The sequence below is a fragment of the Nitrobacter sp. TKz-YC01 genome (genome assembly GCF_047824785.1).
Classification (GTDB): domain Bacteria; phylum Pseudomonadota; class Alphaproteobacteria; order Rhizobiales; family Xanthobacteraceae; genus Nitrobacter.
The window spans coordinates 2,868,818-2,895,289 of sequence record NZ_CP181167.1 but is presented as its reverse complement, the minus strand read 5'-3'; the positions used below and the strand labels follow the sequence as shown (position 1 = coordinate 2,895,289).

Here is a 26,472-nt window from a genome sequence, read left to right as displayed (position 1 = left end):
CATGAACACGCAGCGTCTTCTGACGGCACTCGCACTGACCGGCGGTCTTGCCTTCGGCGGCTTCGGGTACTGGGCCGGCCGGTCCGTCCACGCCGAGCCGACCACCGCGGCGGCCGCGGCCCGAACTCCGCTCTATTATCGCGATCCGGACGGGGCACCGCTCTGGTCGGCAGGTCCTAAGAAGAACGAAAGCGGGCGGGACTACCTGCCGGTCTACGACGACAAGGCCACACGAGACCCCCTTAAGCCAAAGCAGCGGGCCGACGCCTCGCGCAAGATCCTCTATTACCGCAATCCCATGGGGCTGCCGGACACCTCGCCGGTCCCGAAGAAGGATTCGATGGGGATGGACTACGTTGCCGTCTTCGAAGGTGACGAAGTTGACGACGGCACGTTGAAGCTATCGCCCGGCAAGATCCAGCGCACGGGAGTGAAGTCGGAGCCTGCCGAACGGCTTCCGATTCATGTCTCAGTAAAGGCCCCCGGCACCATCCAGCTCGACGAGCGCCGCGTGTCGGTGATCGCGATGCGCGCCGAAAGCTTCTTACAGAAGGTCGCCGACGTGACCACTGGCACCCGCGTGAAGGCGGGGCAGCCGCTAATGGAGATCTACAGTTCGGCGGTTGCCTCCGCCGCGGCGGATTATCTGGCGACGATCACTTCAAATACGGTGGGCAGTGTAGAGAAATACAGGCGCGGGTCGCGACAACGGCTGACAAATCTGGCTGTGCCAGAGCAGGTCATCTCCGAGATTGACAAGTCTCACGTTGCGCCAGTGACCGTGCGCTGGTCGTCGCCGCGGGACGGCATCGTGCTGGAGCGCAACGCCATCGAGGGGATGCGGGCCAATGCGGGCGACGTGCTGTTTCGGATCGCCGACATCTCGGTGGTCTGGGCTTTGGTGGACGTGGCCGAACGTGATCTCGGTAGCATCACGGTCGGCCAGCCGGTCTCGATACGCCCCCGCAGCTTCTCGGGTCAGACCTTCTCGGGAAAGATCTCGGTCATCTATCCTCAGGTGAACCGCGACACCCGCACGGCCCGCGTCCGGATCGAACTGGCCAACCCCGACTTCGCGCTGCTGCCCGACATGTATGTCGATGCCAACATCGACACCGCGGATGGTGCGCCGGTGCTGGCGGTCCCGGAGAGCTCGGTGCTCGACACCGGCAGGCGGCAAGCCGTTCTCGTCGATAAGGGCGAGGGGCGTTTCGAACCGCGGGCAGTGAAGATCGGCCGTCGCGGCGGCGGCTTCATCGAGATCAGAGATGGCCTAGCCGCCGGCGAGGCGGTGGTCACCTCGGCCAACTTTCTCATCGACGCGGAAAGCAATCTGAAGGCCGCGCTCAAAGGTTTCGCCGAGGCGACGCAGCAGCCGTCGGACGGCGCGTCAGGTTACGCGATGGGAGATCACAAATGATCGCCCGCGTCATCGCATGGTCGGCCCGCAACCTGCTGCTGGTGCTGTTCGGCACCGGTTTCGCGGCCGCCGCCGGCCTTTACGCACTCGTCCATCTTCCGCTGGACGCGATCCCCGATCTCTCCGACACACAGGTCATCGTCTACACCGAGTATTCCGGGCAGGCGCCTCAGGTCGTAGAGGACCAGGTCACGTACCCGCTGACGACTGCGATGCTGACCGTGCCGAAGTCCAAGGTGGTGCGAGGCTTCTCCTTCTTCGGCGTGTCATTCGTCTACGTGATCTTCGAAGACGGCACCGACATCTATTGGGCGCGCTCGCGCGTTATGGAGTTCCTGAACGGCGCTGCCTCAAGACTTCCGACCGCCGTTACACCGACGATCGGGCCCGACGCGACCGGCGTTGGCTGGGTATACCAGTACGCCGTCATGTCCAAGGAATTGAACTTGGCGGACACCCGTACAATCCAGGACTGGAATTTGAAGTTCGCGCTGGCCAAGGCCGAAGGCGTCGCCGAGGTTGCCAGCATCGGAGGCTTCGTCAAGCAGTACAACGTGGTTCTCGATCCTCAGCGGATGCGGGACCGCGGCATCAGCTTGCAAAAGATCCGCGACGCCATCCGCGCCAGCAACGCCGACGTAGGCGGGCGCACAGTGGAGTTGTCTGAGTTCGAGTACGTCATCCGCGGCAAAGGCTACGTCAAAAGCATCAACGATCTTGGCAACATCGTCCTGAAGACCGCCAACGGCACGCCCGTGCTGCTGCGGCACGTCGCCCACGTTGAATTGGGTCCAGACGAGCGACGCGGCATCGCCGAACTGAACGGCGAGGGAGAGGTCGCAAGCGGGATCGTGCTCCAGCGTTTTGGGGTCGATGCCCTCAACGTGATTGAGAATGTGAAGAAGCGGTTCAAGGAAATCGCGAGCAGCCTACCCAAGTCCGTCGAAATCGTGCCCGTCTACGACCGATCCAGCCTTATCTATGCGGCCATCGACACGCTCAAGCACACCCTGCTCGAAGAAAGCATCGTCGTCGGGCTTGTCTGCATCGTCTTCTTACTGCACGTCCGCAGCGCGCTGGTAGCGATCCTGATGCTGCCGGTCGGCGTCCTGATGGCGTTCGGCGCCATGAAGCTGCTTGGGCTCGGGTCCAATATCATGAGCCTAGGCGGCATTGCGATCGCGATCGGCGCGATGGTGGACGCCGCCATCGTCATGATCGAGAACGCGCACAAGCACCTCGAACGGGCCAAACCAGATCAGTCGCGTGTGCAGATTCTGATCGATGCGGCCTCCGAGGTAGGGCCCGCGCTGTTCTTCAGCCTGCTCATCATCACCGTATCGTTTATGCCGATCTTCGCGCTGGAATCGCAGGAGGGGCGGCTGTTCAGCCCGCTAGCGTTCACCAAGACATTCGCGATGGCCGCTGCGGCCCTCCTGTCAGTCACCCTGGTGCCGGCGCTGATGGTGATCTTTGTCCGAGGCAGGATCGTCCCCGAGCACAGGAATTTCATCAACCGTTTCCTGATCTGGATCTACCGGCCCGTGATCAAGGCCGTGCTGCGGATGAAGATCCTGGTGATCCTCGCCGCCGTAGCGGTACTGGCCGTCACGATCTGGCCGGCGCGGCAGCTAGGCACCGAATTCATGCCGACGCTTAACGAGGGCACGCTACTATACATGCCGACGACGCTGCCTGGCATCTCTGTCACCAAGGCGGCCGAACTGATGCAGACGCAGGACCGGATCATCAAGTCGTTCCCGGAGGTCGCCACCGTCTATGGCAAGGCGGGACGGGCTGCGACCGCGACCGACCCTGCGCCGATCGAGATGTTCGAGACGGTGGTCAACCTGAAGCCCAAAGAGCAGTGGCGCCCCGGCGTGACCATCGACAGCCTGGTCGCGGAGATGGACAGGGCGCTGCAATTCCCCGGCGTCTCGAATGCCTGGACGATGCCGATCAAGGCCCGCATCGACATGCTATCGACCGGCATTCGCACGCCGGTCGGCGTCAAGGTTATGGGCACAGATTTGGTCGAGATAGATCGCCTAGCCAAGCAAATCGAGAGCGCCATCAAAACCGTGCCCGGCACGTCCTCGGCCTATGCGGAGCGTGCGATCGGCGGGTACTATCTCGAGATCGTGCCAGACCGCGAGGCACTCGCCCGCTACGGGATCCTGGTCCAGGACGTGCAGGACACCATTGCGGCCGCGCTCGGCGGCCAGACGGTCACGACGACCGTCGAGGGCCGGCAACGCTTTACGGTAAACATGCGCTATCCGCGCGATCTCAGGGACAATCCAAAGGCCATCGCCAGCGACATCCTGGTGCCGATGCCGGCGGGCGGTGCCGTCCCGTTGGGCGAAGTCGCCAAGGTCGAGCCGGCGCGGGGACCTACGTCCATCCGGAGCGAGAACGGGCAGCTCGCGACCTACATCTACGTCGACATCCGTGATCGGGATTTAGGCAGCTACGTCGCCGACGCTCAGCGCGCCGTCACCGAGGCCGTCCAGTTCCCGTCCGGCTACTACGTGGTCTGGAGCGGCCAGTACGAATATTTGCAGAGGGCTGCCGCTCGCTTGAAAATCGTGGTCCCCGTCACGCTCACGATCATCTTCCTGCTGCTGTACCTAAACTTCAGGGCCATGACTGAGACCTTGATCGTCATGCTCTCGCTGCCCTTTGCGCTGGTCGGCGGAATCTGGATGATGTGGTGGCTCGGATTCAACCTGTCCGTAGCCGCGGTCGTCGGGTTCATCGCGCTCGCGGGCGTCGCCGCCGAGACCGGCGTCGTAATGCTCATCTATCTCGACCATGCTCTAGCTGAGATGAAAGCTAAATGCAGCGGCCATGGCCGCGCCCTCACCAAGCGAGATCTCCACGAGGCCATCATCGTGGGCGCTGTCGACCGCGTTCGTCCCAAGATGATGACGGTGGTTGCGATCATGGCGGGTCTTCTGCCCATCATGTGGAGCACCGGCAATGGATCTGAGATCATGCAGCGCATCGCAGTGCCGATGATCGGCGGGATGACCTCGTCCACGCTCCTCACCCTCATCGTAATACCGGCCATCTTCGGCCTCGCGAAGGGGCGCGGATTGCCCCGCGACGGCAAGGCCGCCGACGCGCTGCCGAAGGCCACGCCGCAAGACATACCTAAGGCGGCTTAAGCATGATTTTTTTGAATGAAAACAGATGACCAGACTGTGAGCTTGGGCATCTGGTCCCTTGCCACCGCACCTAGCTGCAGGGTTTACGACCGGCGAGCTCGTAGTGCTGCTGATCGTCCCCAGATGGCCGTGCGGGACAACGGACATTATCTCAAGTCTCTTGCCTTCAAATTGCATCAAGCCACGCTTAGATCGCCCGCAATGGAAGTTTGCCTTCTAACCGATAATAGGGTACCCCCCTATATCATGTCTCATACTACAAAGAACAAAACCAAGCTTCTCGCACGTGTGCGCCGCCTCAAAGGGCAGATCGAAGCTATCGAGCGATCCTTGGAGGCCGACGCCTCCTGCGGCGAGGTTCTAAACCTCGCGGCTTCCGTGCGCGGCGCAGTCAGCGGCCTGACGGCCGAGTTGATCGAGGATCATATCCGCGAGCATGTTTCCAACCCCGACAAAGACGATAATGCAGCGCGGGCGCAAGGTGCGGCCGAGTTGATCGAGGTCGTTAGGGCGTATCTAAAATGACCGATCATTCCGCGCGGCTTTCGAGCCCACACGAGCATATTTTCTTGGGCGACAATCACGAGCGCAACGAGCGCAGGACATGGATTGTCATTGCGATCACGGCAACGATGATGGTGGCCGAGATCGCGGCCGGGTCGATATACGGCTCTATGGCCCTTGTGGCTGATGGCTGGCACATGTCCACCCATGCCGCCGCGATGCTTATTGCCGCGCTCGCCTATCTCTATGCCCGCAAGAACGCGAGGAATCCACGCTTCACCTTTGGAACGGGCAAGCTTGGCGAACTGGCCGCCTTTGCCAGTGCCGTTGTGTTGGCTCTTATTGCCCTGCTGATCGGATGGGAAAGCCTGCTGCGCTTCTCCAGCCCGGTGGCGATCAATTTCCCGCAGGCGATCAACGTCGCCGTCATTGGCCTAGGGGTGAACCTGCTTTGCTCATGGCTCTTGCGTGATGACCACTCGCATCAGGGACATGGCCATCACCATGGGCATTCGCACGATCCCGATCACGATTATCCGCATCCGCATGTCCCTGATCACGGAGAACATACAGGCGACAACAATCTGCGAGCGGCCTATCTCCATGTGTTGGCGGACGCCCTAACCTCTGTGCTGGCAATTGTCGCCTTGGTGCTTGGAAGCCTCTACGGCTGGAACTGGATGGACCCTGCCATGGGCATTGTCGGCGGTCTGGTTATCGCCCGGTGGTCTTGGGGCCTCATCCGCGATGCAGGCCGGGTACTGCTCGACTATGTTCCGGCCGACGAAGAATTGCCGGAGGAAATCCGGGAGGTCATTGAGGGCGAGGGTGACAGGATCACCGATCTGCATGTCTGGCAGCTTGGCCCCCGCCATCATGGGGCTATCGTGTCAATCCGCTCTGCTGCCCCGCAAGAGCCATCTATTTACCGGGAAAAGCTGGCCCATATTCACGAGCTTTCGCATGTGACTATCGAGGTCGAGGAGGAAGTCACGCCCGCGAGGCGTTTTCCATAGTGCTGAGCGGATAAAGCCCATTATGGAAGAGCGTTCTTAATCGCATAATTCCCTCACTCCTCTTTGCACGCTTTTAATGTAAGACACTCAGGTAGCTTTGTATCTGTGTTGCCGCACGCTTCATCCAATTGCTCCTGGGTTAAATTTTTGGCACGCCCTGCTGGGGCGCTGCGGCGACGGGGGGCTGGTTGCGGTTCTGGCGCGCGCTCGCCGATTCTGGCCGGTCGTTACGCGGGCGACGCGCGTCGGCGTTCGTCCAGGCATCTGTTTGTGCCGCACGATCGGGCTCGGACCGTCACGGTGATTCCCGGCAGGTGTGTCGATGCAGCTGTTAGCGCCGCACCCTGCGCCATTGCGCCGTGGCCCGCCGCGCATAGAACAGCCAACCAGCCCCACCGGATGTGGAACGCACATTTAATCTTGAATGTCATTGTCCCGATTCTGTCCGTCAGGAGCGACGGAGCGATTCCGATTTTCCCTCAGGAAACCGCGTCATCCGCGATGATGTGGCCGCCGAATTTTCACCGGACAACGCGCGCTGGCAGGTTGCGCTGGCGTATCGCTCGCCGCGAGAGACTGTGCGCGGCATTGATCCATGGCTATCGCCCCTGCTCCTCGCGCTCTCGGCGTGCTGCGGCCGAGGTGGGCAGCAACATCACCATCATCATCAACGGCGTGCTGCAACCTAAATTATAATTGCCGCTTAACTATCTCCCAGGCTGCGCGCACTTCTTGGGCGTCAGGGTCGTCTGAAATGGTCCGCCTTTCCCTTCTCGTTGGCTTGCGCAGCCCGCCCCGCTTCTTGCTGTCGAACACGCCGAACTGGCCGCAAGCGGTGCATAGGGCGATGGCACCGTCTTCGGAACGAAAGTCAGGCTGCGACAGTGCGGTGTTGGCGTCGTGGTGTTGGCCACAGAATGGACAGGTTGTATCAAAAGTCATTGCCACTTGGCCGCCTTCCACGCGCTCAATACGCCTTGCGCAAGAGAGCCTCGCTCCTTCTGGGTCGGCTTGCGTGAGATGGCCTCGCTGTCGAAGGCGGAGATCTGACCGCAGCAGAAGCATAGCGTCAGGTCGCCATCTTGAGGGCAGATGCTTCTTCCGCAACTTACTTTTGTTCTATCGTGGGTCTGCCTGCAGGACGGGCATGTTGTATCAATGGGATGCCGCTCAAGGCGCCACAACCTCAGGTTCAATTTTGTCTACCACCGTTGATCCCCGTCGATGCTTCGCCCCAAGCGCCCGCTCGATATTCAGCAACGAGTGTTGGCTCTCCATCGTTCCTTTCGTATCCTCATGCCACTCGCCATCGCTGGCAAAAACTTGCCAGTACGTCTGATGAGTTGTAAGCGCACCATTGACGTTTGTTCCCTGCCGCGCGGTCGCAATAAGCGCGAAAGGCGGCGCGCGATGCCCGTTAGGGCAGTGCGGGTCGATCCAGGCCACGCTGATCTTGTGGCTCGTCACGTTGGCATGATGTCGACTACGTAGTGCGGCCTGTCAGGTCGTGGGTATCAGCGGTGTCATCGCCCAGCGGCAATTCCAGAGCGCCACTCAGGTGCAAGCCCGGTTGGCCGACCAGCGACCATGTATGGCGATCGATCGCCAATCTGTGCTCCCAAACCGTGACCTGCACCGGATCGGCCAGCACGCGCTTGGGTACAGCATCGAGTTCGACAGCCTTGATGGCGTAGCTATCCGGCCAAGCTTCTCCCGCGGCTGGCACAATCACGTCAGCACGGGGTGCCGTAAATCGCAAAATCTCTCCGTCGAATGTGAGCCCTACGAGGTCGTTTTCCGCGGCTTCCTTGGCCAAGGTGTACAGCCTTGGCCTGGCGACCCTAAACCAGTCGCGAGCCACCCAGCATTTCGGTCGCGCCGCATACAACTGCTCCTGGAATTGTCTAGCTCTCTCCCATGGCAGGAACTCTTGCCATTCCCGGCCCTCCGACAACCACGTCGTCCGACATGCGGGCATAAAATCCCGCCCGACAGCGTGAGCAATGAGAGCAACCCCTTGCTCGAAGGAATCCACCTTAAGCGGCATCTCGAAATGGATCATGCCGATCGACCGCGCCCCGCTATTCACGCCAGTGAGAAGGAAGACGCTGCGATAGAACCTGCCGATGCACTCGATCGCCGACAAGCGCAAATTCCCGAAATCATAGACGTAAGCGGGACAATGGGCTGTCGTCTCCCATTCCTCTTCAAAACCCAGCACCTTGAAAAGTTCGCGTGTATCCATAGCGGTGACCTGCCGGATGATCAGCGAGACAGAAATTGCTGCTGCGGCGGCAACGTTTGTTGCCAAGTTAAAAGCGCAAGGAAGAAGCCTAACGGGAAGTTGAGTGAAACGGGGAAGGCGACAGCGCGAGCCAAGGCGTTTGCCCAAGATTCGCGCCTATACAGGACAAGGCCAGCAGCCAACATCATGATGCTCAGAGAAAGCGCGGTAACCGCCGGAAGTAAGGCTAACTGAGTAATCGCTGCCAGCGTGCCGCTAACGAAATCAAAATGTAGAAGCCGCCACACAATCTGAATGTAACCAATCAAGATATAGATGATGCCGAGCGATGCTCTTCTGTCAATCGAAGGGCCTGTAACGAGCGTTTTCCGCCAATGAAAAAATAGAAAATACACCGCTACAATTGTGACGATGTATAGGATCAATCCCGCCATCTGATCTATTGAATGGGGATTGAACCGCATATCCGACGCGAGGAGCAGCAAAAAACCTAAACAGATGGCAAATGCTATCTGACCGATGATGCGCATAGGGGAAACTTTCGATTAAAATATAATGTGTGCATTATAATGCGTCGCATTAAAATATACATTCTGACGCAGTACGTCTATGTCCGAGGACGTACGGCGCATCGTGGGCTCAAATGTGCGACGGCTGCGCAAGGCGGCGAGCATCAGTCAGGCGGAGCTGGCCAATCGAATGGGCGTGGACCGAGCCTATGTGAGCGGCCTTGAGCTTGGTCAGCGCAATCCCACGATTGTCACGCTCTGGCACGTCGCAAAAGCATTGGACGTAGACTTTAACGAGATATTCGGATCATCGCGAGGCAAGCCCCGCGGCCAAAAGCCTATAAAGCAAAGAGCCGAGTCTAAAAGGCTTCTCTCTGCGTCGCCGCGAAAACGCTAGGGCCGCCCTCGGTCGAGATCAACAGCCAAACCCCTGCCGCGTCGATGGCGATTCCTTGGCGCGGTCATCGATTGATAGCCAGCCAGTTGTCGTCGGGCGCAGCCGGCATGACGTGAGTTTCCTCCCACTTGTGCGGGCACATCCAGGATGGCTTTTAGAACGAGAGGCGAGGTGCACTGGCGAATCCGCGCCATCGACCCTCGGGATGCTTACGGCTCATATTGCTGTCATTATCGATCCTACGATGAGTGAATTGCTTCGAGAGGGCGACTGCGGTTCCTGCTCCGCAATCTTGGCGGCGAAATCCTGCACCGGCGGCGGATCTTTCCCGGCCCGAGTTTACGCTTTGTGTGATCGTAGAACGCTCGCCACAAGACCACCGCATCATCGGTGATGGTCAGCACGCGCGGTTCAATCTCATTCGTGCTGTTCTTGGCCAGCGGCCCCGGCGTTCCGCTGCCGCGCATGGTTACGTAACCAGGTAACTGGAAGCAACATCACGATCGCGTCCATCTACCGTAACCATCAGCCGGTGCGCGGTAACCCGGGAGTCATCCCAAACTCAGAGGTGATGAGGCAACGCCCGCGATAGATTTTATCGAGAAAGGTTTCCAGAGCTAAGGAGGATCAGGGCTAATTTATTAAAACATCAGGTGCGCACTGATCAGTGTTCTCTCCGCCGAAATGCGCGAACTTGGCTCTTCCTGAGGATGAAGCCCAGCTCGCTGCCTTAGTTCGCCGCTCGAGCCGCTCTTTCGTTGGATCGTTTGCGCTGCCCCCGAAAGCGCACGGTCCCGCATGGGCTCTGGGGGCGGAGAGTGCGGGATCGCGTGGGGCCACTGAAGCCACGACCTCGGGTAGGGTCAGACTTGATTCTGAGCTTGGCCTGGTCACGTTGGGCTTCACTCTCCATCGCCACAGTCCTCGTAAGTTTTACGTGATATTGTGTGGATGCGCGGTTCGCGCGGGCGATCGTGATCGTCATCCACTGTGAGCGTACCCCGTGGCACGCGCGTAACCGGCTCGGCAGTGGTTACGCTGGTTACACTGGTTACGTTCTGCTGCTTCGGACGGATCGCGCTGGGCTCGGCTGCATCGTAATCGATAACCTTCGCCTCTGGAAGGCGCGGGCGAATGGCATGTCCCGATATTTGCTCGGCGAGCATTCGGAGCGGACTATCGATCGCCCCGTTGTGCTCGACGTTCTGCTTGTTCTTCCACCGATCGGGGCGCCGGTTTGTCAGCCAGAATTCACATGCGCGCGGATCGGGCGGAACGTGCTTGAGGTAGGGCGCATAGACCGGCTTGCTTGCGCCAGCCGGTAAGAAGACTTTGACGCTCTCATGCGTGTAACCAACGGCACGCTCGAACATGCTGCGCTCGACACGATCGGTCGCGGCTTCAAGACCTAGCCGACACGACTCGATAAATTCGGGGTGGCTGGTCTTCCAAAGCCATATCGTGCTGATCGCAACATCGAACGCGGCGGCGAGCTCAGCAATCGTCGCGCCCTTGGCGCACAAGGCTTTTGCAGCTTTGGGGTGGATGTCGGGATTGTAGCGCGGTGGGCGGCCGGGATTGTCCGCTCGTCGGTCGCGCTTAAAATTTTCTAGAATGGGCTGCTTCTTCGCCATCTATTGTTCGTAATTAGTTCGCGGCCGGATCACAAGATACCTAGTTACGATTGGTTACATGTTGAGCCAATTGAAGGGGCTTGGTAATGCCGGCTGCTGTGGTTACGCAGACGGTTACGCTGGCGCTGAGCGTCAAACAGCATAACCACTGCCAGCCACACGACGGTTGCCAACGATCATTGATCACGAACTACTCCAATCCGACCGCAACGGCCTGCGTCGAATGCAACCATCACGCTGAGCCGTAAATCACAGAGGTCGTACGCTCTGCCAGCGGCACGGGAGCAGCGTAACCCCAACAGAGCTCCGCATCCGAAGCAAAGACGGCGCGCTGCCGCTGCAGCGGCGACAGAGTGGCACCGCCATGGGCACGGCGGGTTGACCATTGCGGCCAAGAGATTTCCGGGCGCGGACGTAAATTTGGGCGGCATTACGCGGTAGATAGCCGACGTCAGCTGGTCCCTCTGGCAACCTACTCATCCCGATTGCAAGCCGAGCGTCCGGTAGCCAACGCATAGCATCCGCTGGCCGGATAAGTGGATTGGTGTTCGAAGGCAGGTCCGCTGGATGGGTTCGGTCAGAGGCTTCGGCGCCTCCTTGACGAATAGTCGATGATCCTTAGGTGCGTTGACGTTGGCAACGCCCAACTTTTCGACTTTGCGCAAGGCTGGGCTGGCGCTCATTAGGTAATCCTTTTAACGAGGTTTGGGGGCGGCGACGCTAGATGCGCTTCAAGCCGACAGCGAGCCGGCGGCCTGTATGGTCGACAATAGAAAGATCAGGCCGCGCCTGGATCGGCGTGGGGTCCATCGCGCGATCGATAGACACGGCAGCCAGCAGGCGTGTGAGCTTTCGAACCTGGTCTTGGAGCGGTTCAATCTCATTCAGACACAGCCGCCGAAGAATGGCCGGCGCCGGCGCGAAGGTATAGTTGAGCGTGCCCATGCCGAGATGACCGCACTCGCCTCGGCTCCACCGTTTCAGCGCAGCATCGAGTGCCCAAGGGGGCATATCCGACAGCGCGTCATCGTACAAATCGAGCCGGGCAGCTGCCGCAGCTTCCGATGCATCACCGGGGACTGGATAGCTCAGTAGCATTTTGGTCAGCAGCGTCAAACGGGCTTTCGCGGCATTCTGCGGTCCGAGGTAGGTCCCATTGATGGCCGCCTCCAATTCCCCCAGGAGTACCTTCGCCTCGCTCCGTTGCGCCTCGCTCAACTCCCATCCGCCGGGCAGGTGGTGCCTCATAGGCTGACCTGGCCATTTCACTGTCCCCAACGAGCTCGCGAGCTTTGCGAGATGCCGCGGCAAGGATTGCGTTATGGCCGGTGTGACCGGCCGAAGATCGTTTGCCATTTCCCTCTCCTCGGTTTGAAAAATTGATCTCGTTCCGACACCAGTTGCGGAACGTCGCATCCCAATCGAGCTTGACGGCGCGCGCGCCGGGCTCAGCTTTCCAATGATCCCGAAACTTGGCCAGGATCGTCCTCGCGCCGGCTTCACCGAACCGAACTACCGCCGCCTGCCAGTCTTGATCGGTCGGCTCCCAGGCATCACCGAGACGCGTTCCGCGCTTACGTGCGCCTCTCTCTTGGTTAGATTCCGAAGTATTATTTCTTTGAGAGAGAGGCACTTTGTCACCGGTGACGCTTTGTGACGGTTTGTGACGCTCCGAGACGTTTTCACCGTTCGGCGGATGCGTGGCTTTCGCAACATTACATGTGACGCTTTGTGACGCCTTACGACCACGCCATGCACGGGTCCGGAGCGCGCCCTTGGATGGCCTCGTCGCGGTCATCTCGACCACGGCGCGCGCCATCAATTCGGCTGCCTCCACCGCGTCCATGCCGCCGGCGATAAGCATGGCGACGATGTCTCTTGCTGCGGTCATGAGTTAGTCGGCCAGCGTCGCATCAGCCGGTGGTAAAGCCCTCCGGCGAGCGCAAATCGTTTCGCCCGTTGTGAACGTTCTGGCGAACGGGTCGGGTGCACTCCAAACAGGACCGCGCCATCTAGACCATCGCCTGCCGTTGATGGCCATCGATCGAGTAATTCCCGACGTGGTACAACATTTCCCACCGGCGCCGGTCACGGTGTGGAGATGGAGGTGCAGCAGTAAGTTCATACTGAAAAGCTTTCTTCGAGGCCGCTGCGCACGCTAATTCGCTAGGGTGTCGTATCGCGGGGGTTCGTTCTGAGATTGTGACTAAGCAGCCTGACGCTAATTGTCGGAGGTCGAGCGCACCAATGCTGATCGAACTTCGACCTCTGGATCTGCCCGGGCAGGTCTAAAATCTTGATTTGGTTGAGGTAGTATCAGTGAATCCGGCGTCGATAAGCGCCCAACCGCCCCGCCGAAACACAATCGGGACCGGTCAAAACCCAGTCTTCTGGCAATCGGTCGCGATCGCGCGCGGGCTCGAAAAATCGTTCCGACATTTTAGAATTCTCCTTTTGGCTCAATGAGTGATCAAAAGGCGAAAATGTTGGAATGTGCCTTGATTCAACTTATGTTTTAGCTGACTCTTAATCAGCGGGTCGTAGGTTCGAGCCCTACATCGCCCACCACCCAGTTCGTAGGAATTGGACTCGGAAGCGTATCCGCCAATTTGTCGCGCAAAATGCGGGGTTTTGGCGATGCGTCTGGTCTCTGCGCGCGTCTCTGGTCCCAGAAATATCGCCAAAGGGCGCCTCGTCTCTGCATCGAAAATTCCCGTTCCTGGCCGAGCGGCAAAGACCGGTTCGCTGACTGGGTGGGGTACTACCCGTTTCCGCAAGCCATGGGCTAGGCTGGTTGGGAGCGCATGCGATAGACCGGAGCCTCGATGTGTCGAAAATCATCGTGACTTAACTCGAACAAATTCGACACGTTCGGTTCCGTTTTTTGGAAACCGTCTGTAGTCGAGGTCTGGCCAATCGGCGCATCGAACATGGACGTTCTTAACGGCATCGAGGAATTGCGTGCGTGTCAGTGGACGGCCGACTGTGACAAGGGCTGCGTCCAACACTGAGATAAGAGGCGCGGCATAGGCGATGGGATCGGACCAGTCTCCGGCGGGCCTTGCCACGATCACGTCGGTACCCTGATGTAACAAGTCTTCGATCAGGTCGGGATACTCGGACATTCTATCGAGGGGGATGATGACAGTCCGCCCTTTCAGGGCGGACTGGTTCGCCCTCACGAACGAGCGCGTTTGCGCCGTGTCAACTGCGAGCACGAGGCGGGTTGAATTCGGTGGTATCGAATCTTGAGGGCTGATCGCTTCGGACGGCAGCGCGCTTTCGTCTCGAGACATACTATCCATCACCACAGTCGTTGTCGGGCTAGCCAGACGGAGTAGGGCGCCTATGACCTGATCTCGGCCTGCGCGAACGGAAATGATATTCTTGGGTGTTTTGGCTGGGAGATCGCCTCGCGGACCAAGGATCGGTAACCCGGACCGCTGCAGCTTCTCGAGAACGTGCCCGCCGACATCGAGATCCGGACCCATAGCAAGAAAGAAGTCTTTCGAAAGCTTGGTGTCGTTCGACGTGGGCGTCTCGAGAGACGCCACGGTGAAGACAACTCGTCGCCCATGGATCGAGGATGTCCCGCGAGCAGCCCATTGCCGCTCAAGTTCGTCGCGCAGGCGCTCGGCATCTGCGAGATTTTCGGTCATGGCTGGGACGAGAATGCGGACTTGATCCGCCGATACGCCACGTCGATCCTCTTCGGCAATCTGAGCAAGATATTCCCATAGCGAATCGGATTGAGACGGTGAGAGATCGAAGCGTGGCATCGCCAACGACAACGTTCGTCCATCGCTTGCGCGGCCCTGCGACACTGCGGTCCGGAAATTCGTAGCGTCGTAGGCGGGACGCTTTGGTGACGGGGAGGCGAGTGTCGTGCCGTCGATCGGTGGAACACGTGAGCGGCCTTCGCCGCCGCCTGCGGCGTCGCGTCCGTGGCATCCGGCGCAGGTGAGGCCGGGCCGCTCCACGCCGGCGATCCGTGCGGGCGGCGGATCTGCCACATCGCCGTGATAGAGTGCTCGGCCGGCATCGTCGGCCCATGCGGCCGGCGCGCACGACCACAGGGCGATCGCCAGCGCGAGGCGACTACTGAAGGCTCGAAAGCGCTGCAATGAGATCCTCGGGCTCCGGCAGGCCGGCAACCGTTCTGACATCGCGTCCGCCCGTTCCGATCAGCAGGAACTGAATGTCATGATCCTGGTTTGGCCCCGGCTGCACTCTGAGCCCCTCGAGCACCGACCAGACATTGGTCGGATCGCCTGACAGGAAGATGCGGTCGCGGTGCATTTGGTCGGCGCGTTCGCGGCGAAGGTGCTCGGGCGTATCGGTGAGGGGATCGAGAGTGAGCGTGACGAGCTTCAAACGCTGAAGGCCATCTTTCTCCATGCGTTGTGCGACGACATCCATGATGACGTCGCTTGGAGGGCATAATTGAACGCAGCCCGTGAAGGTGAACGACAAAAGGATCGGCTGTTTCGCGATCAGATCGCTCACGAAATTCACCTCTACCCCTTGCGCGGTGACGAGCCGCCGATCGACGAGGTGCACGCTACGCGGCTGGGTTTCGACTGTGAGGTCCTTGGCAAGCGTTGGCCGCAGCGCGGGCACGGGCGCAAGAACACTGGCGGCCATGCCGAATGCCGCGGTGACTGCGGCTGTCCGCAGCGAGCGGCGCGGCGTCATGGCTTCACGTCCACGACCGCGGGTGCGATCCGCCCATCGGCGGCTTCGACCGACACGGCATAGCGGCCCTCGCGCGGAAAGGTGAGGGGAAGCACTACGGAAGAATCCTTGTCCGGCTTCGCCGCAACGCGTGTAGACCATCCGAATGCGAGATCGTCGACGCGGATCATCAGTGATTCCGGCCGGTGAGTCCAATTGTCAAGCGCCAACGCCAGCGTGCCGGGGACCTTCGCCGCTGGCGGCGGGCCTACCACGCGCAATGCGGCGGGCGGGGGCTCATCGGCTCCGGGGCCGTCGACGAAGAACCCGGCGCACATCGTCGTGCCGCCCGCACCCGTGGTACTAACGACTTCAAACGACCCGCCTTTCGCGAGACGAAGATTGGTCTCGAAACGGCCGGTCGATGTTTCGACCATCCGTCGGTCGAAGCGCGCGATCATGCGCGGCTTGTCGCCCCGGATCGTCAAGGCCGCCATCGGTGCATCACTCAGGCCGCCGCCCGCCGCGATCGCATATGCGACGCTGGAGCCGGGCCGCACGGTCAGCATGCTGGCCGTCTCAGGCGACACCGCGATGCGGCCGCGACCGTGCTTCAGTAGCGCGGTGTCAGGCAGCGGAAGCCGAACGCGGCGTTCGACCGGTGCCGCATCCGGCGAGGACAGGGGCGCCAGATCGATCACCGTCACCGTCGGCGATGTGCGATGGGTGAGGAAGATCGCGGAGCCGGCGGCCGCAGCCTCATCGACGATGCCGTCCGTTCGAAAGATGCCGGCGACTCGCGCTCGCGCTACGTCAACGATGACTGCTTTGGGCTCCTGCGCCGACCAGGCAATGAGATAACGACCGTCGTCGCGAACGAACAGGCCGTCGATTTTCACACCAACCGGCACCGGAACGGTTCGGTCGAGATCATCAAGCCAGCGCAGCAGCACGTCCTGTTGCGGCCCTGCGGATGCGATCACGCCGCCACCGGCTGCCACCGGCCCGTTGAGGCTTCCCGGGGCGAGACGGCGTGGCGTCGCGTCACCGGCCGCGATCACGACCGCGGATCCGTCTTTGGCGGCGGCCGCGATGCTGTCGTTATTCGGCCGGACGAGGGAGATGATGTCGGACGCGAGCGAATAGGCCGCGACTTGCGTGCCGGCGGCGTCGAATGTGATCACCCGGCCACCGCCATCACTATCAGCCACGGCGAGGTGGCCGCCGAGCGGTGCGATCATCGTGGGCTGCGTCAATCCTTGCGCGAAGCGGCTGACGCCGCCCCACGGGAGGTCAACTGCCAACACGTCGCCTGCGTCCGGGCGGGCGATGAACGCGCGTGGCAGCACCGGATGAACGATGAAGCTCTCGGCCCGGCCGCCGAGAGGGGTGACGCTGAGTTGGTCCGCGCTTTTCAATCGATGATCGAGATCGACGACGCGCAACCGATCGCGTTCAGGATCGTCTCCGCCGACCGAGACCAGATACGACCGCTCCAGTGGAATGTCGTCAGCCGAGATCGCGCCGGTGGCGCGCGCGATCCAGGTGGCGTTGGCGCAACTCGGGCTTCCCGGTGCCACGCGGCGTATCCATGCCGCGGGTTTTAGATTTGCCGCCGGGGTTTTTCGCAGCGCGTCGGTGAAACTAAGGACGATGCGAAAGTCTTCGTTTGCTCGGACCCGCTCGACTTTTCGTCCTTCATGATCGACGAGGCTCGCCGTCACGGCAACGCCGCTCTCGCCGCTGGCGAAAACGCCTTGCGCCATTGCCTGCGGCGCAGCCGCCAGCATGAAGGCCGCGAGAGCGCAGGAGAACGCGCTGCTCAGTCGATGCGGGGCAGGTTGCACGAAGTCGCTCCTCCGGCTCCGCTGTCGCTGACGCGCAGATGCCCCCACACGCCTGCTGCGAAGATCGGCTGCGGACCGTCACGCCACAGGTAGTCGCCCGCGGTGCGCGGCGCGCAGCCCCACGCCGTCATCGCCTTGCCGGGCGCGAGCAACGTCGAATGGCCGGAGCCGAAGCCGGGGAACAGATCGTCATAGCCGGTCGTCATCGACAGGAATGCACGCTGCCGCGCGCGTCCCTCGGGATGGGCGACACGGATCGCGATCTCGTCGCCAGGCTTTGCGTCAAGCCGGGGAGTGGGAATTGGTCCGGCAAAGAAATCCGGGGGGAAACGCACGGTGTTGAGGTCATCCTCGTCGCGAGGATAGGTGCGGAGACCGAAGTCGGCGCGAACGCCATTGCGACCGGCAACGCGTAGGTTGAAAGGTGCGGAGCGATTGCTGACGCCTTTTTCCCCAAGGTCATAAGAGTCATCGCAAATGCGGCAATCCGGCACTGGGCGCCCGCTTATGCCGAGATAGCCGGAATTGGAGGTCCGCCGCCAATGATTGAGACCGTCCTGCCACAACAGGACGTGTTCGCGGAATGATCCAGCCGGAATCGCAGCTTGCTGCCCCTGCAGTTCGATCGCGGGTGCAGCGATGGCGACGGTCGCAGCGTGACGATAGGCGAAATCGCGCGCGGGCGACTCGCCGATCGGAGCGCCGTCACTGCCGACAGCGGTAGGCTCGACGATGAGTGTGCCGGTCAGACCCTGCGACCCGTGCGCGATCACATCCCCAATGGACCGGATCGGAAGCGTCCCGAAGGCATAGGGGATCGCGCGTATCGCCTCCTTCTTGATTTCGTCGCGTGCGAAGTAAAGGTCAGCGCCCTCCTGCGCGATCTGGCGAACCGCGTCCTGTTTGTTTTGCGGAATAGTTACGGAGTCGTCGTTTTGATCGCGCGCGTCGATGCACAGATTGACGCCGTAGACCACGATCTGCCGCTCGACTCCACAGGGCGTCTCGCTGAGCAACTGGAACGTCAGTCGAGACGGAATATGAGCGCCCACCCGCTCTTTGATGGAAGCCCAGAACGCGTCCTTTCGTGCCAGATCATTGATCACGGTATCTTTCGGCCAGAGGAAGCCGCCGTAGTGCCGCGTCACGCGGAACACCGGCGATCCGGCTCCCTGGGGCGCAATCGCCTCGATGTCGTTGACGCCAACCGGCATCGTTCCGCCGGGCTTCAGCATCGGGCTTGGCAATGGCAGCGACAGGACAACCCTACGCGACGGCGAGACTTGCGCGCGGAGATGCGGCGAATGTTTCGCCCACTCCTCGAAAGTTTTCGAGCCGCCATACTGGCGCTCATCGCCATCGACGTTAAGCGGCACGATTTTCGGCATCGGCGCGTCGCCGTGCGCGTCCCATGGTTCGCCTTGTCTCGGCAGGCCGTTGATCACCATCAGGTCGAGACAGTCGCCGGCCCTAATGCGCAGCACGAAGGGCGATCCGGTCACGTCGCCGGCCTTCTTGAGCTTGGCTGCGGCGATGGCCTGGATCTGCGCGATCGACTTTGGCAAGGCGCTGTCGCTCTCGTAAGCCATCAGCGGCTTGGACAGGCCGAGGTCGCGGGGCTCGAGCGGTACGAGCAGTAGGCCGTCGCGGTCGAACAGCCCCGCTTTGTCGACGACCGTTCCCGGTAATTTAATGGTGGACTTGTCCAGCACCTTGCTGGCGCGCACCGCGACGGCGATCGCCTCCACCTTGGGCGCGCCGGCAGGACACCAGCTTCTCAAGCGCGACGCGGTCGGAGGCAACGCCTCGACGACATCCTGCTGGCCCGGTTGGGCCGCCGAGGTCGCGCCACTGACACGTTGACGCAGCGCGGCGAAGGTTTCGATACGGTCACCGATCGGATGTTGCCCCTGGCCGGCCAGACAGGCAGCGAAATCGGATGATGATGGTGCCTTGCTGAGGCAGGCGCTCAGATCCGGCGCGGAGCTGCTCTCATAGCTTCGCACCAAGCCCCACGCTCCATTCCAGAGCGCATCAGTCGAACCGAAATGATAGAGATAATCGAGCGACGGACGGCCACGGCCATCAGTCTGCCGCGCGCTTACAGGCACCGGGCTCCTGCTCGGCTCGCGGGTCCGCAACGGTGCCAAGGCTATCCCTCCGGTTGCAAACAGCGAGCCGACTTCGAAATGTTCGGAAATGCCGATCTCTTGCGCGGCGACGAAGCCAAGCGGATTGTCGCAACCGGCCACCAGCCGATCGAGATCGGTCCACGTTGGATCGGTAAGACCGATCGTCGCCCATTTTGGGAAGTCACGCGGTCGACCCCAGCGCGCGACGCCGCTTGAAGCACAGCGCGCCGCCCGCGACACCAGGCTCCCTTGCGCATCGGCGCCCAGCGGGCGTTCGCTGGGAAACGATTGATCGACATTTCGTCGGCCGGGGCGGCCTTCGACGACAAAGGTATGCTGGACTTCTTGGGCTCCTTGGATCATGCGCGCCACGATGCGGTCGCCGGTCAGGCCTTCGAGAATCGGCGTGCAGGGATCGCCGTGAACGGGTGACAGGAATAGTTGGGAGAGATCGCCCTTGTCATTCAGCGGTCGCTGGCGGACGACGCTATCGCCAGACTCACTGGCGGCGAACGATGCGCTTTGCGGTCCTGGCATGCGGCAGGGATTGCTGAGGAATGACGGCGGCTCACCGTTCGAGGTGGCTCCGATGCGGAGCGGCACCGGCTCGTTGCGATAATTGATGAGGTAGGGGTCGTGATGCCTCTGTGAGATCGCTTCAGGGCGTGGCGGCGGCGCCACGGGCTTTCCATAGGCTGTCCGCACGTCATCCAGTCGCATCCTCAGTTTTTCGACATCGCCGCTTGTCGGCACCAATTGATGTTCGCGCAGGAACTTGGCTGGCGCGGTTTCTTCCACCTCGTCTTCGGCGTTCGGCGGCGCATTGTTGGTCGTCGCCTCGAGGATCAGTCGGTCGATGCCGTTGGACTCCTCACCCTTCACCGGGGATCCGGCTTTTTTGCTGCCGTCGTAGAGAAGCGCGAAATCGGCGATGGCGATCGCATATTCGCGGGCGTCGATGTGGACGGGATCGCCCGACACGCCGTCGGGGGTCGTGTCAGGCCGCGGCAGGAATACGTTGGCACGCACACCGACAAGATCGCGCGGAGCGGCCTGTGAAAGCTTGTAGGGGAACGCCGGCTGCGCCTCGGCGGCTGGGCCACGCTGGCAATTCTTGCCCTCATGGATCGTCGAATTGGCTTCGGCCAGTGGGCACACTGCATGTGTCGCGGGCTCAATCAGTAACGCTGAATAAAACCCGTGCTGCTGAATGTTGGAGGGGGCGAAGTGATCATGGGTGAACACCGTTCGCATCGTGCGGTCGGTGACGCCAGCGAGCCCGTTCTCGCCGTTGTCGGACAGGATCGGGTCGGCGAACCAGCGCTGGATCGTCGTCTGGAAATACTTGATATTGTTTCCGGCAAGTCGCGGAAGGGTTGGGACCTTTTCGATGAACTCCGGCGCGCATTCCTGATCAGTGCGCGCGGCGATGGTTTCAGAAACCATCTCGCCGGGGCGCGACGCTACCGAGCCGCCCGCTGCCGCGCGCGATTTGCAGATGCGCTCCAGTACCTCGTCTGGAGCGAATGTGCCGTCCTCGTAATTGAAGCCGTTGCCGCTGCCGTCCGAGGACGTCACGTCGAACTTCACCAGATGAATGTGCTGGCCGATAGTGTCGGTCGGTACCGCAGTCTGAAAATCGTCGAGCTTCAGCTTCTTCGGCGTCTCGTTAGTATGATGAAACTCTATGCATTCCCCCGAGAACGCGCGGAAGAAGAACGGCTCGGCATCGGACCGCCATCTGCCCTTGTAATCGTCGGCGATCGCTGACAGCACATTGATCCGCGCCTGCGGATCGTGCCAGCCGGCCCGGTTGACGATCAACTTGAGCTCGACCGCCGACACGTCGAATCGCCGGAAGCCGATCAACGCCGGATCGGGAGTCATAATGCTCGGCGTGCCAAACCCATCGGGCTGGAAGCGGAAAGGTTCGGATGCCTGCCGCCAGGCGCTGCGGAAAGCATCGAATCTGCGCAGCTGTGGTCCGCCTTCGCGAGAGAACAGGAGCGGCGCGGAACAGGGATCGGCAAACGGCGCGCCCGGCGCACCCGGCGATCCGTTTACTGCAAAGCGGGCGTCATCGACGAGGCTCGCCGCGCCACCGGACGGCCCCGCCCGAACGCTGTCGAGCGAAATTGCTTTAACTGGGTAGCCTCCGCTGTCTGGATCGAGGCGGGTATCGATCGATGCTGGAGCAGGGGCCGCCGGATCGCCCACTAGAGTCACCGTACGTTGCGCGGGTTCGCGGCCAGTCGCGTCGAAAACCTGAACGCCGCTGCCGGTGCCGTGGAACGCCATGGCGTTGCGCTCCAGAACAGTCCCCTGTTGGGGTAGCAGCTCGAGATTGAGGTGCTCATATTCGGATGTCATGTCACCGAGCGCCAGCATCCGTGCCAGCATACCCTTTTTGGCGACGACCTCGGCGCGCTGCGCCGGGCTGAGATCCTTCAGTACCGTCGGAATCGCAGCGCCACCGGTCACGACGTGACGTGGCAGTCCGCCGTCGAAATGAGAACGTCCCTCAAGTGCCGCGATCTGTGCATCGCCGATGCCGGCTGGCTCGTGCTTTTCGGCGCGCGCCATGTCGAGCGGTGGCTGCGGCGAACGATGCCCGGGTTTTCCCGCTACATAGAACGGATAGCCGGGCATCGAATCAGTTTTGATCGGTTGAACCGCATCGAGTAGTGCGGCGGAAGCGTCGGAATAGGTGGGCAGCAGCGGCAGGCCTTGACCGGGCAGCGGAATCAAGCCCGGAATCGGCGTGCCGAGGCTCGACGTCTTGCCGTCCGCAACCGTAGCGGGATCGAGCCATTCGCCGGCACCGCCAACGCTGCCCGGCCGCATCCTGCCCTTCTGGGAATCAGGGAGCACCGACAGTCGCGCCTCCCGCTGTCCATCGGGAAGAACCCGCGTTCCGTCTTCCAGAACATCGTGAACCCGCCAAAGCGACCACATACCTTGCGCGAAATGCGGATAGAGATGGCAATGGAAGATGGCGTCGCCGGGCGTACGGTTGCGATTACCGGAGCCGAGCGAATCCCACCATCCCTTCGGAGCCGCGGTACCCGGACGGTCTATAGCGAAGCGTTCCAGACCGCCGTGATAGATGCGGTAGCTGAACCCCTGCTGCGGTCCGATAGTCTGACTGTCGAGATAGGCGCCACGACCGGCGTCGTTGCCGGCAAACCATTGATGACTGTGCAGGTGGAAGACGTGCGTTTCCTTGCCTGCATGGAAATTCCGAAAAACAACCTTATCGTTGAGATAGGAGTGATAGACATTGGAGGGATCGTCCGGAAAAACTTCGAGCAGCGCCGGGTCCCCGTTGGCCCAGCTCTCCAGGAAAAATTCCTCATACATACATTCGGGACAGTTGGCGGCAGGGCCGATGCCAAGCCGGTTGGACAGCAGGGCGGAGCCGAGGCCGCTGGCACCGTAGTTGATGCCGAATCCGTCGCGCACACCGGAAAGTTGTCCGAAAGCGCCGAGCTGTTTGAGTTCGTCGGCGTAGAAGGTCTTCAGCTCGTCGTGAAAAATAATAGTGAACTCGCGGAACGGCGTCTGCGCTTCATGAGCTTGACGCCATTTGCGTCGATCGCTCTCCGACGTCGTCGGTTCGATCGCTGCCAGCTCGGTTGCTGGCGGTACGACGATGGCATTGAGGTCACCATGAACGATCTCTTCGACGATCGAACCGTTTCGAGCGTCACACGGCCGTCGGATCGCAAGAACCGGGACAGTAACGCCGTTCGCGCAGGAAAATACCGCATTGTTGAGCGGCGCAGCGACACGGCCGGGTGTTTCCGAATCTGGAACGGTCAAATTGAAATCGATGGCGTCGCTTCTGGCATGACGGACTGCGTCGTGCCGACTCGGCCAAGCCCGCTCGAAGGCGGTACGGTTAACCTGGCTACGGAAGGCGCGGCTTCCCGCCGGCTCGACGATCAATGCGCCGAATAGGCCATGCCCGAGAGAACCGGCGTCGCCTTCGCCTCCGGCCGGCGCAGCAAGGCTGGAGAACAGATGCGTCCCCTCGCGAAGCAACTGCCAGCGGCAGGTCACAGTCTGGCCTGGCTTGATCGCGTCCAGTCCGGTGCAGGCGCCATGAATATTAAATGTTTTTCCGTTGCTGACCGGGATCGGCTCGACGCCGGGAATGACGAATGAAAGGCCGCGCGTGAGAGGCCAGTCCGTTCCGGGCTGCGGAGCCGCTTCGGCATCTGGCTTTTCGTTTTCCGTAGTCTTGCGGCACTGCTCCTCGCCGAACGCCGTCCTAACGTCCCGCCGAATAGGTGCAATGGCTGAACCATCATTCGACCGCGGCTCCTCACAAAAGCCGGTGCCGGTCTTTTTTTCTTCGGAGAAACTTCCGCTAATGCCGGGCTGATCCTTCCTCAGAAGATTGGTGAAAGTGATCTCGAGAATGTCGCCGGCATTGGCGCGGAGCACCAGCGGCCGCGGTCGCTTGCAATCTCGCAAGCGAACCTCGCCCGGTTCGAGCCTGCCGCTTCCGGCCTCGGCGCCGATCTGCTCGGCGCAGCGATCCGCCGTCGGGCGTTCAGCGTCGCCGGCCGATGTCACGTCGCGGCGCAACGCATAGATCATGCCGAATGGATTGAAAGATCCGAAGCGATTGTAGACGAGTAGATGATCGAGCGCGACGACGTCAGCGTGGACGATGCGAGGCGAGTCCGCGGTGAGGGCGTGACTTACTCCTGCGCTCGGCATCAGCAGTGTCGCGCAAGCAACGAGGGTCAATGCAAACTGTCTATGTTTCCGTTCTCGGCTGGACGTCAAACCGGTAACCGTTTCGGCGGTATGGTTCCAGATAAACATTCAACCCTCTCTAATGAGGTAGGCGCAGCCGTTAAACAATCAGGACGATAATTTAGGCGCGTGGATTTGACAAGAAGCCACCTCAACTATGATTAGTGAGCCTAAAGAGTTTTAGGTTCGGTACATCCTTTTAGAGATAATATTTAGATGCTTACAGTCGCACGACAGGGACGAAGTCTGAGAAGGGAAGTTCAATGACGGGGGTTGTAGAAGGGCGCTACATCGGGACCTTCCAATCCAACGCTCTTTCGGTCGAAGCCCGAATCGGACGAAACAATGATGGTAGGCTCGAAAACTTGAGCGGCGATGTGTTCGCCGGCTTCCAGCATGTTCTCTCTTTTGTCGGCCGTGCGAGTGCATTGACCGAAAGCACCGATGGTCGCTTAAGCGGAATGGTTTCATTCTTCTCAGGCCAAGCACTTCATCAGAACGGAAGCTCGATCGCGGTATCGCCAAACCGGCAAGCGGCCAATAGAAGCACATCGATATCCCTGACGCTGGATATGGGCGAGGGCGAAGTCACCGCCGATCTCGATTGGGCCGGACCTGAACTACGCACATTGCGGATCGATGTCGACGGACTGTCGGGACTTCCCGAGCCTGACGCCACACTACTCGACGGGGATCAGAACGGTCAGGACCTCGTCGCTGCACTGAGGCGGGCGTCGATTGCTGCGACCGTTCATCCATCACCCTTCCGGCCGGACACATCGGGGCGGAAACGCCATACGATGGCAGAGCTACATGCCTTGATGCAGGATTTGAGCAAGCCTGCGCTGCAAGGTAAACAGCAATGGCGGCTGCATGTGCTGTTCGCGAACCGCTTCGATGGCCGCAACGGCGATGACGTCACGGGCATTATGTATGACGTCGAGCCCGGCATGAGGCCATCACGTCAGGGCGTTGCGATTTTCCTCAACAGCACCACGATCAAGGGCTGCGAGCCTGCAAACAGCCCCGACTGGCGGCGCGAGGTGTCATTCACCATGGTGCATGAGATTGGGCACGCGCTGAACCTTCCTCACGCCTTCGAAGATGGCCGGTCGGAGGCTTTGACTTGGATGAACTATCCGGAACGAACGAGCATCGGCGCTGATGAATTCTGGACCCGATTCCAGGGCCACTTTGATACGCGCGAGCTTGCCTTTCTGCGCTATGCTCCCTTTTGCGACATCGCTCCGGGCCAGTACGATTACGCGCAACGCGATAGCGACTTTCTGTCAGGCGGTGGATTTCCAGCGTTACGTAATATCTGTAACGAGACCCCTCACATCCAGCCGACGCAGGCTGCATTCGAAATCACGCCGCTTAAGCCGGTTTATGCATTTGGCGAGCCGATCTTTCTGAAAGCGTCGATTATCAATAACGGCCGCAAGCATGTTGCCGTGGCGAAGGCGCTGGACCCGAGCGACGGCCTTCTGTCTATCCAGGTTCGCTCGCCGCACGGAAAAGTTCGGCGCATCCGATCACCTGCTGCGTTATGCCAGCGAATGCCGACCGTCACGCTGCGGCATAAGCAGACGCTTAGTTTCGACGGGGTTTTCGTTTCGTTCGATGCCGACGGAGCGATCTTTGATGAGCCCGGGCGCTACCAGATCGACGCGACGTTCACCGGCATACCAGGCGCGTCTCTCACATCGCCGCCGCATTACCTGCGTGTTCTTCATCCCAGTCGCGCGGAGGAGATCTTTGCTATCTCGATGTGGGACGATCCCCAACTGATGCGCGCAATCTATTGCCGGCAGCCTTTGTTGGCGCTCGATAGCTGGCAGCGCCTCGTCGACGAAACCGCCCGAGCGCTCTCCGTCGATCAACGCAACACCAGCCTGTCCTATCTGAAGTATATATCGGCAATGGGTTGGCTGTCGTCCTTTGCGCCAGCATCCCGAATCAAAAAATACTCTCCTCGGAAGAGCAAGGCTGTAGCGCATCTTTCACAGATCGAGACGCGCGACCTTCCGATGGGGGTGCGGTTGCGACGAGATGAACTTGTGCTTCGCTGATCTAGGCCGTGAACCCATAAATCAGCCGGGCGGACGACTCGCGAGAGTTGCTATGTACCGATAGCGACCAAGGCTTTCAACGGCG

The 26,472-nt window shown here is 60.8% G+C and carries 15 protein-coding genes and 1 tRNA gene; 7 read left to right on the top strand and 9 right to left on the bottom strand.

Annotation, left to right across the window (positions count from 1 at the left end):
* Nucleotide 1: 1 nt before the first annotated feature.
* From ACMYR2_RS13830 to dmeF, 4 genes are all read left to right on the top strand, one after another.
* A complete protein-coding gene (locus ACMYR2_RS13830) occupies nucleotides 2–1,420 on the top strand; it encodes an efflux RND transporter periplasmic adaptor subunit (protein WP_416193146.1) in 1,419 nt (472 codons plus the stop codon).
* Nucleotides 1,417–4,590, top strand: coding sequence for an efflux RND transporter permease subunit (locus ACMYR2_RS13825; RefSeq protein ID WP_416193145.1), 3,174 nt, complete (start codon nucleotides 1,417–1,419; stop codon nucleotides 4,588–4,590). Before ACMYR2_RS13830 ends, ACMYR2_RS13825 begins: the two co-directional genes overlap by 4 nt.
* 246 nt (nucleotides 4,591–4,836) lie before the next feature.
* Complete coding sequence (locus ACMYR2_RS13820) at nucleotides 4,837–5,115, top strand: metal/formaldehyde-sensitive transcriptional repressor (protein WP_416194099.1); 279 nt, start codon at nucleotides 4,837–4,839, stop codon at nucleotides 5,113–5,115.
* Nucleotides 5,112–6,110, top strand: coding sequence for a CDF family Co(II)/Ni(II) efflux transporter DmeF (gene dmeF, locus ACMYR2_RS13815; RefSeq protein WP_416193144.1), 999 nt, complete (start codon nucleotides 5,112–5,114; stop codon nucleotides 6,108–6,110). The genes ACMYR2_RS13820 and dmeF overlap by 4 nt, the downstream gene beginning before the upstream one ends.
* 1,170 nt (nucleotides 6,111–7,280) lie before the next feature.
* On the opposite strand, the gene ACMYR2_RS13810 is transcribed toward dmeF, so the two are convergent.
* From ACMYR2_RS13810 to ACMYR2_RS13800, 3 genes are read right to left on the bottom strand one after another with little or no spacing between them, the layout of a single operon-like run.
* Nucleotides 7,281–7,556: a hypothetical protein gene (locus ACMYR2_RS13810; protein WP_416193143.1), complete on the bottom strand. Its 276-nt coding sequence runs from the start codon at nucleotides 7,554–7,556 to the stop codon at nucleotides 7,281–7,283.
* Nucleotides 7,557–7,593: 37 nt separating this feature from the next.
* Nucleotides 7,594–8,355: a hypothetical protein gene (locus ACMYR2_RS13805; RefSeq protein ID WP_416193142.1), complete on the bottom strand. Its 762-nt coding sequence runs from the start codon at nucleotides 8,353–8,355 to the stop codon at nucleotides 7,594–7,596.
* Nucleotides 8,356–8,375: 20 nt separating this feature from the next.
* Nucleotides 8,376–8,885, bottom strand: a complete 510-nt coding sequence (locus ACMYR2_RS13800; RefSeq protein ID WP_416193141.1) for a hypothetical protein — start codon at nucleotides 8,883–8,885, stop codon at nucleotides 8,376–8,378.
* Between the two features lie 79 nt (nucleotides 8,886–8,964).
* Between ACMYR2_RS13800 and ACMYR2_RS13795 the strand changes: the two genes are divergently transcribed.
* Nucleotides 8,965–9,261 carry a helix-turn-helix domain-containing protein gene (locus ACMYR2_RS13795; RefSeq protein WP_416193140.1) on the top strand — a complete coding sequence of 99 codons (297 nt, stop codon included), beginning with the start codon at nucleotides 8,965–8,967 and terminating at the stop codon, nucleotides 9,259–9,261.
* Nucleotides 9,262–10,163: 902 nt separating this feature from the next.
* On the opposite strand, the gene ACMYR2_RS13790 is transcribed toward ACMYR2_RS13795, so the two are convergent.
* Both ACMYR2_RS13790 and ACMYR2_RS13785 read right to left on the bottom strand, forming a co-directional pair.
* Entirely contained in the window at nucleotides 10,164–10,895 is a 732-nt protein-coding gene (locus ACMYR2_RS13790; protein ID WP_416193139.1) for a hypothetical protein, read from the bottom strand.
* Nucleotides 10,896–11,615: 720 nt separating this feature from the next.
* Nucleotides 11,616–12,113, bottom strand: coding sequence for a hypothetical protein (locus ACMYR2_RS13785; protein ID WP_416193138.1), 498 nt, complete (start codon nucleotides 12,111–12,113; stop codon nucleotides 11,616–11,618).
* A gap of 1,258 nt (nucleotides 12,114–13,371) precedes the next feature.
* Here ACMYR2_RS13785 and ACMYR2_RS13780 point away from each other — a divergent pair.
* Nucleotides 13,372–13,459: transfer RNA gene (locus ACMYR2_RS13780), tRNA-Lys, on the top strand.
* A 273-nt stretch (nucleotides 13,460–13,732) separates the two neighbouring features.
* On the opposite strand, the gene ACMYR2_RS13775 is transcribed toward ACMYR2_RS13780, so the two are convergent.
* From ACMYR2_RS13775 to ACMYR2_RS13760, 4 genes are all read right to left on the bottom strand, one after another.
* Nucleotides 13,733–14,908, bottom strand: a complete 1,176-nt coding sequence (locus ACMYR2_RS13775; protein WP_416193137.1) for a c-type cytochrome — start codon at nucleotides 14,906–14,908, stop codon at nucleotides 13,733–13,735.
* Nucleotides 14,909–14,993: 85 nt separating this feature from the next.
* Nucleotides 14,994–15,590 (bottom strand): SCO family protein, encoded by a 597-nt coding sequence (locus ACMYR2_RS13770; RefSeq protein WP_416193136.1) that lies wholly within the window; start codon nucleotides 15,588–15,590, stop codon nucleotides 14,994–14,996.
* Entirely contained in the window at nucleotides 15,587–17,416 is a 1,830-nt protein-coding gene (locus ACMYR2_RS13765; RefSeq protein ID WP_416193135.1) for a hypothetical protein, read from the bottom strand. The genes ACMYR2_RS13770 and ACMYR2_RS13765 overlap by 4 nt, the downstream gene beginning before the upstream one ends.
* On the bottom strand, nucleotides 17,392–24,306 hold the full coding sequence (locus ACMYR2_RS13760) for a hypothetical protein (protein WP_416193134.1): 6,915 nt from the start codon (nucleotides 24,304–24,306) through the stop codon (nucleotides 17,392–17,394). The genes ACMYR2_RS13765 and ACMYR2_RS13760 overlap by 25 nt, the downstream gene beginning before the upstream one ends.
* A gap of 272 nt (nucleotides 24,307–24,578) precedes the next feature.
* Here ACMYR2_RS13760 and ACMYR2_RS13755 point away from each other — a divergent pair, with 272 nt between their 5' ends.
* Complete coding sequence (locus tag ACMYR2_RS13755; protein WP_416193133.1) at nucleotides 24,579–26,387, top strand: hypothetical protein; 1,809 nt, start codon at nucleotides 24,579–24,581, stop codon at nucleotides 26,385–26,387.
* The last annotated feature ends 85 nt before the right edge of the window (nucleotides 26,388–26,472 follow it).

Bases quoted from the DNA above. Each gene is read 5' to 3' on its own strand.
- ACMYR2_RS13805 (WP_416193142.1), bottom strand. From the start codon at position 8,355: ATGGATACACGCGAACTTTTCAAGGTGCTGGGTTTTGAAGAGGAATGG.
- ACMYR2_RS13790 (WP_416193139.1), bottom strand. From the start codon at position 10,895: ATGGCGAAGAAGCAGCCCATTCTAGAAAATTTTAAGCGCGACCGACGA.
- ACMYR2_RS13755 (WP_416193133.1), top strand. From the start codon at position 24,579: ATGACGGGGGTTGTAGAAGGGCGCTACATCGGGACCTTCCAATCCAAC.
- ACMYR2_RS13795 (WP_416193140.1), top strand. From the start codon at position 8,965: ATGTCCGAGGACGTACGGCGCATCGTGGGCTCAAATGTGCGACGGCTG.
- ACMYR2_RS13800 (WP_416193141.1), bottom strand. From the start codon at position 8,885: ATGCGCATCATCGGTCAGATAGCATTTGCCATCTGTTTAGGTTTTTTG.
- ACMYR2_RS13820 (WP_416194099.1), top strand. From the start codon at position 4,837: ATGTCTCATACTACAAAGAACAAAACCAAGCTTCTCGCACGTGTGCGC.
- ACMYR2_RS13770 (WP_416193136.1), bottom strand. From the start codon at position 15,590: ATGACGCCGCGCCGCTCGCTGCGGACAGCCGCAGTCACCGCGGCATTC.
- ACMYR2_RS13825 (WP_416193145.1), top strand. From the start codon at position 1,417: ATGATCGCCCGCGTCATCGCATGGTCGGCCCGCAACCTGCTGCTGGTG.
- dmeF (WP_416193144.1), top strand. From the start codon at position 5,112: ATGACCGATCATTCCGCGCGGCTTTCGAGCCCACACGAGCATATTTTC.
- ACMYR2_RS13830 (WP_416193146.1), top strand. From the start codon at position 2: ATGAACACGCAGCGTCTTCTGACGGCACTCGCACTGACCGGCGGTCTT.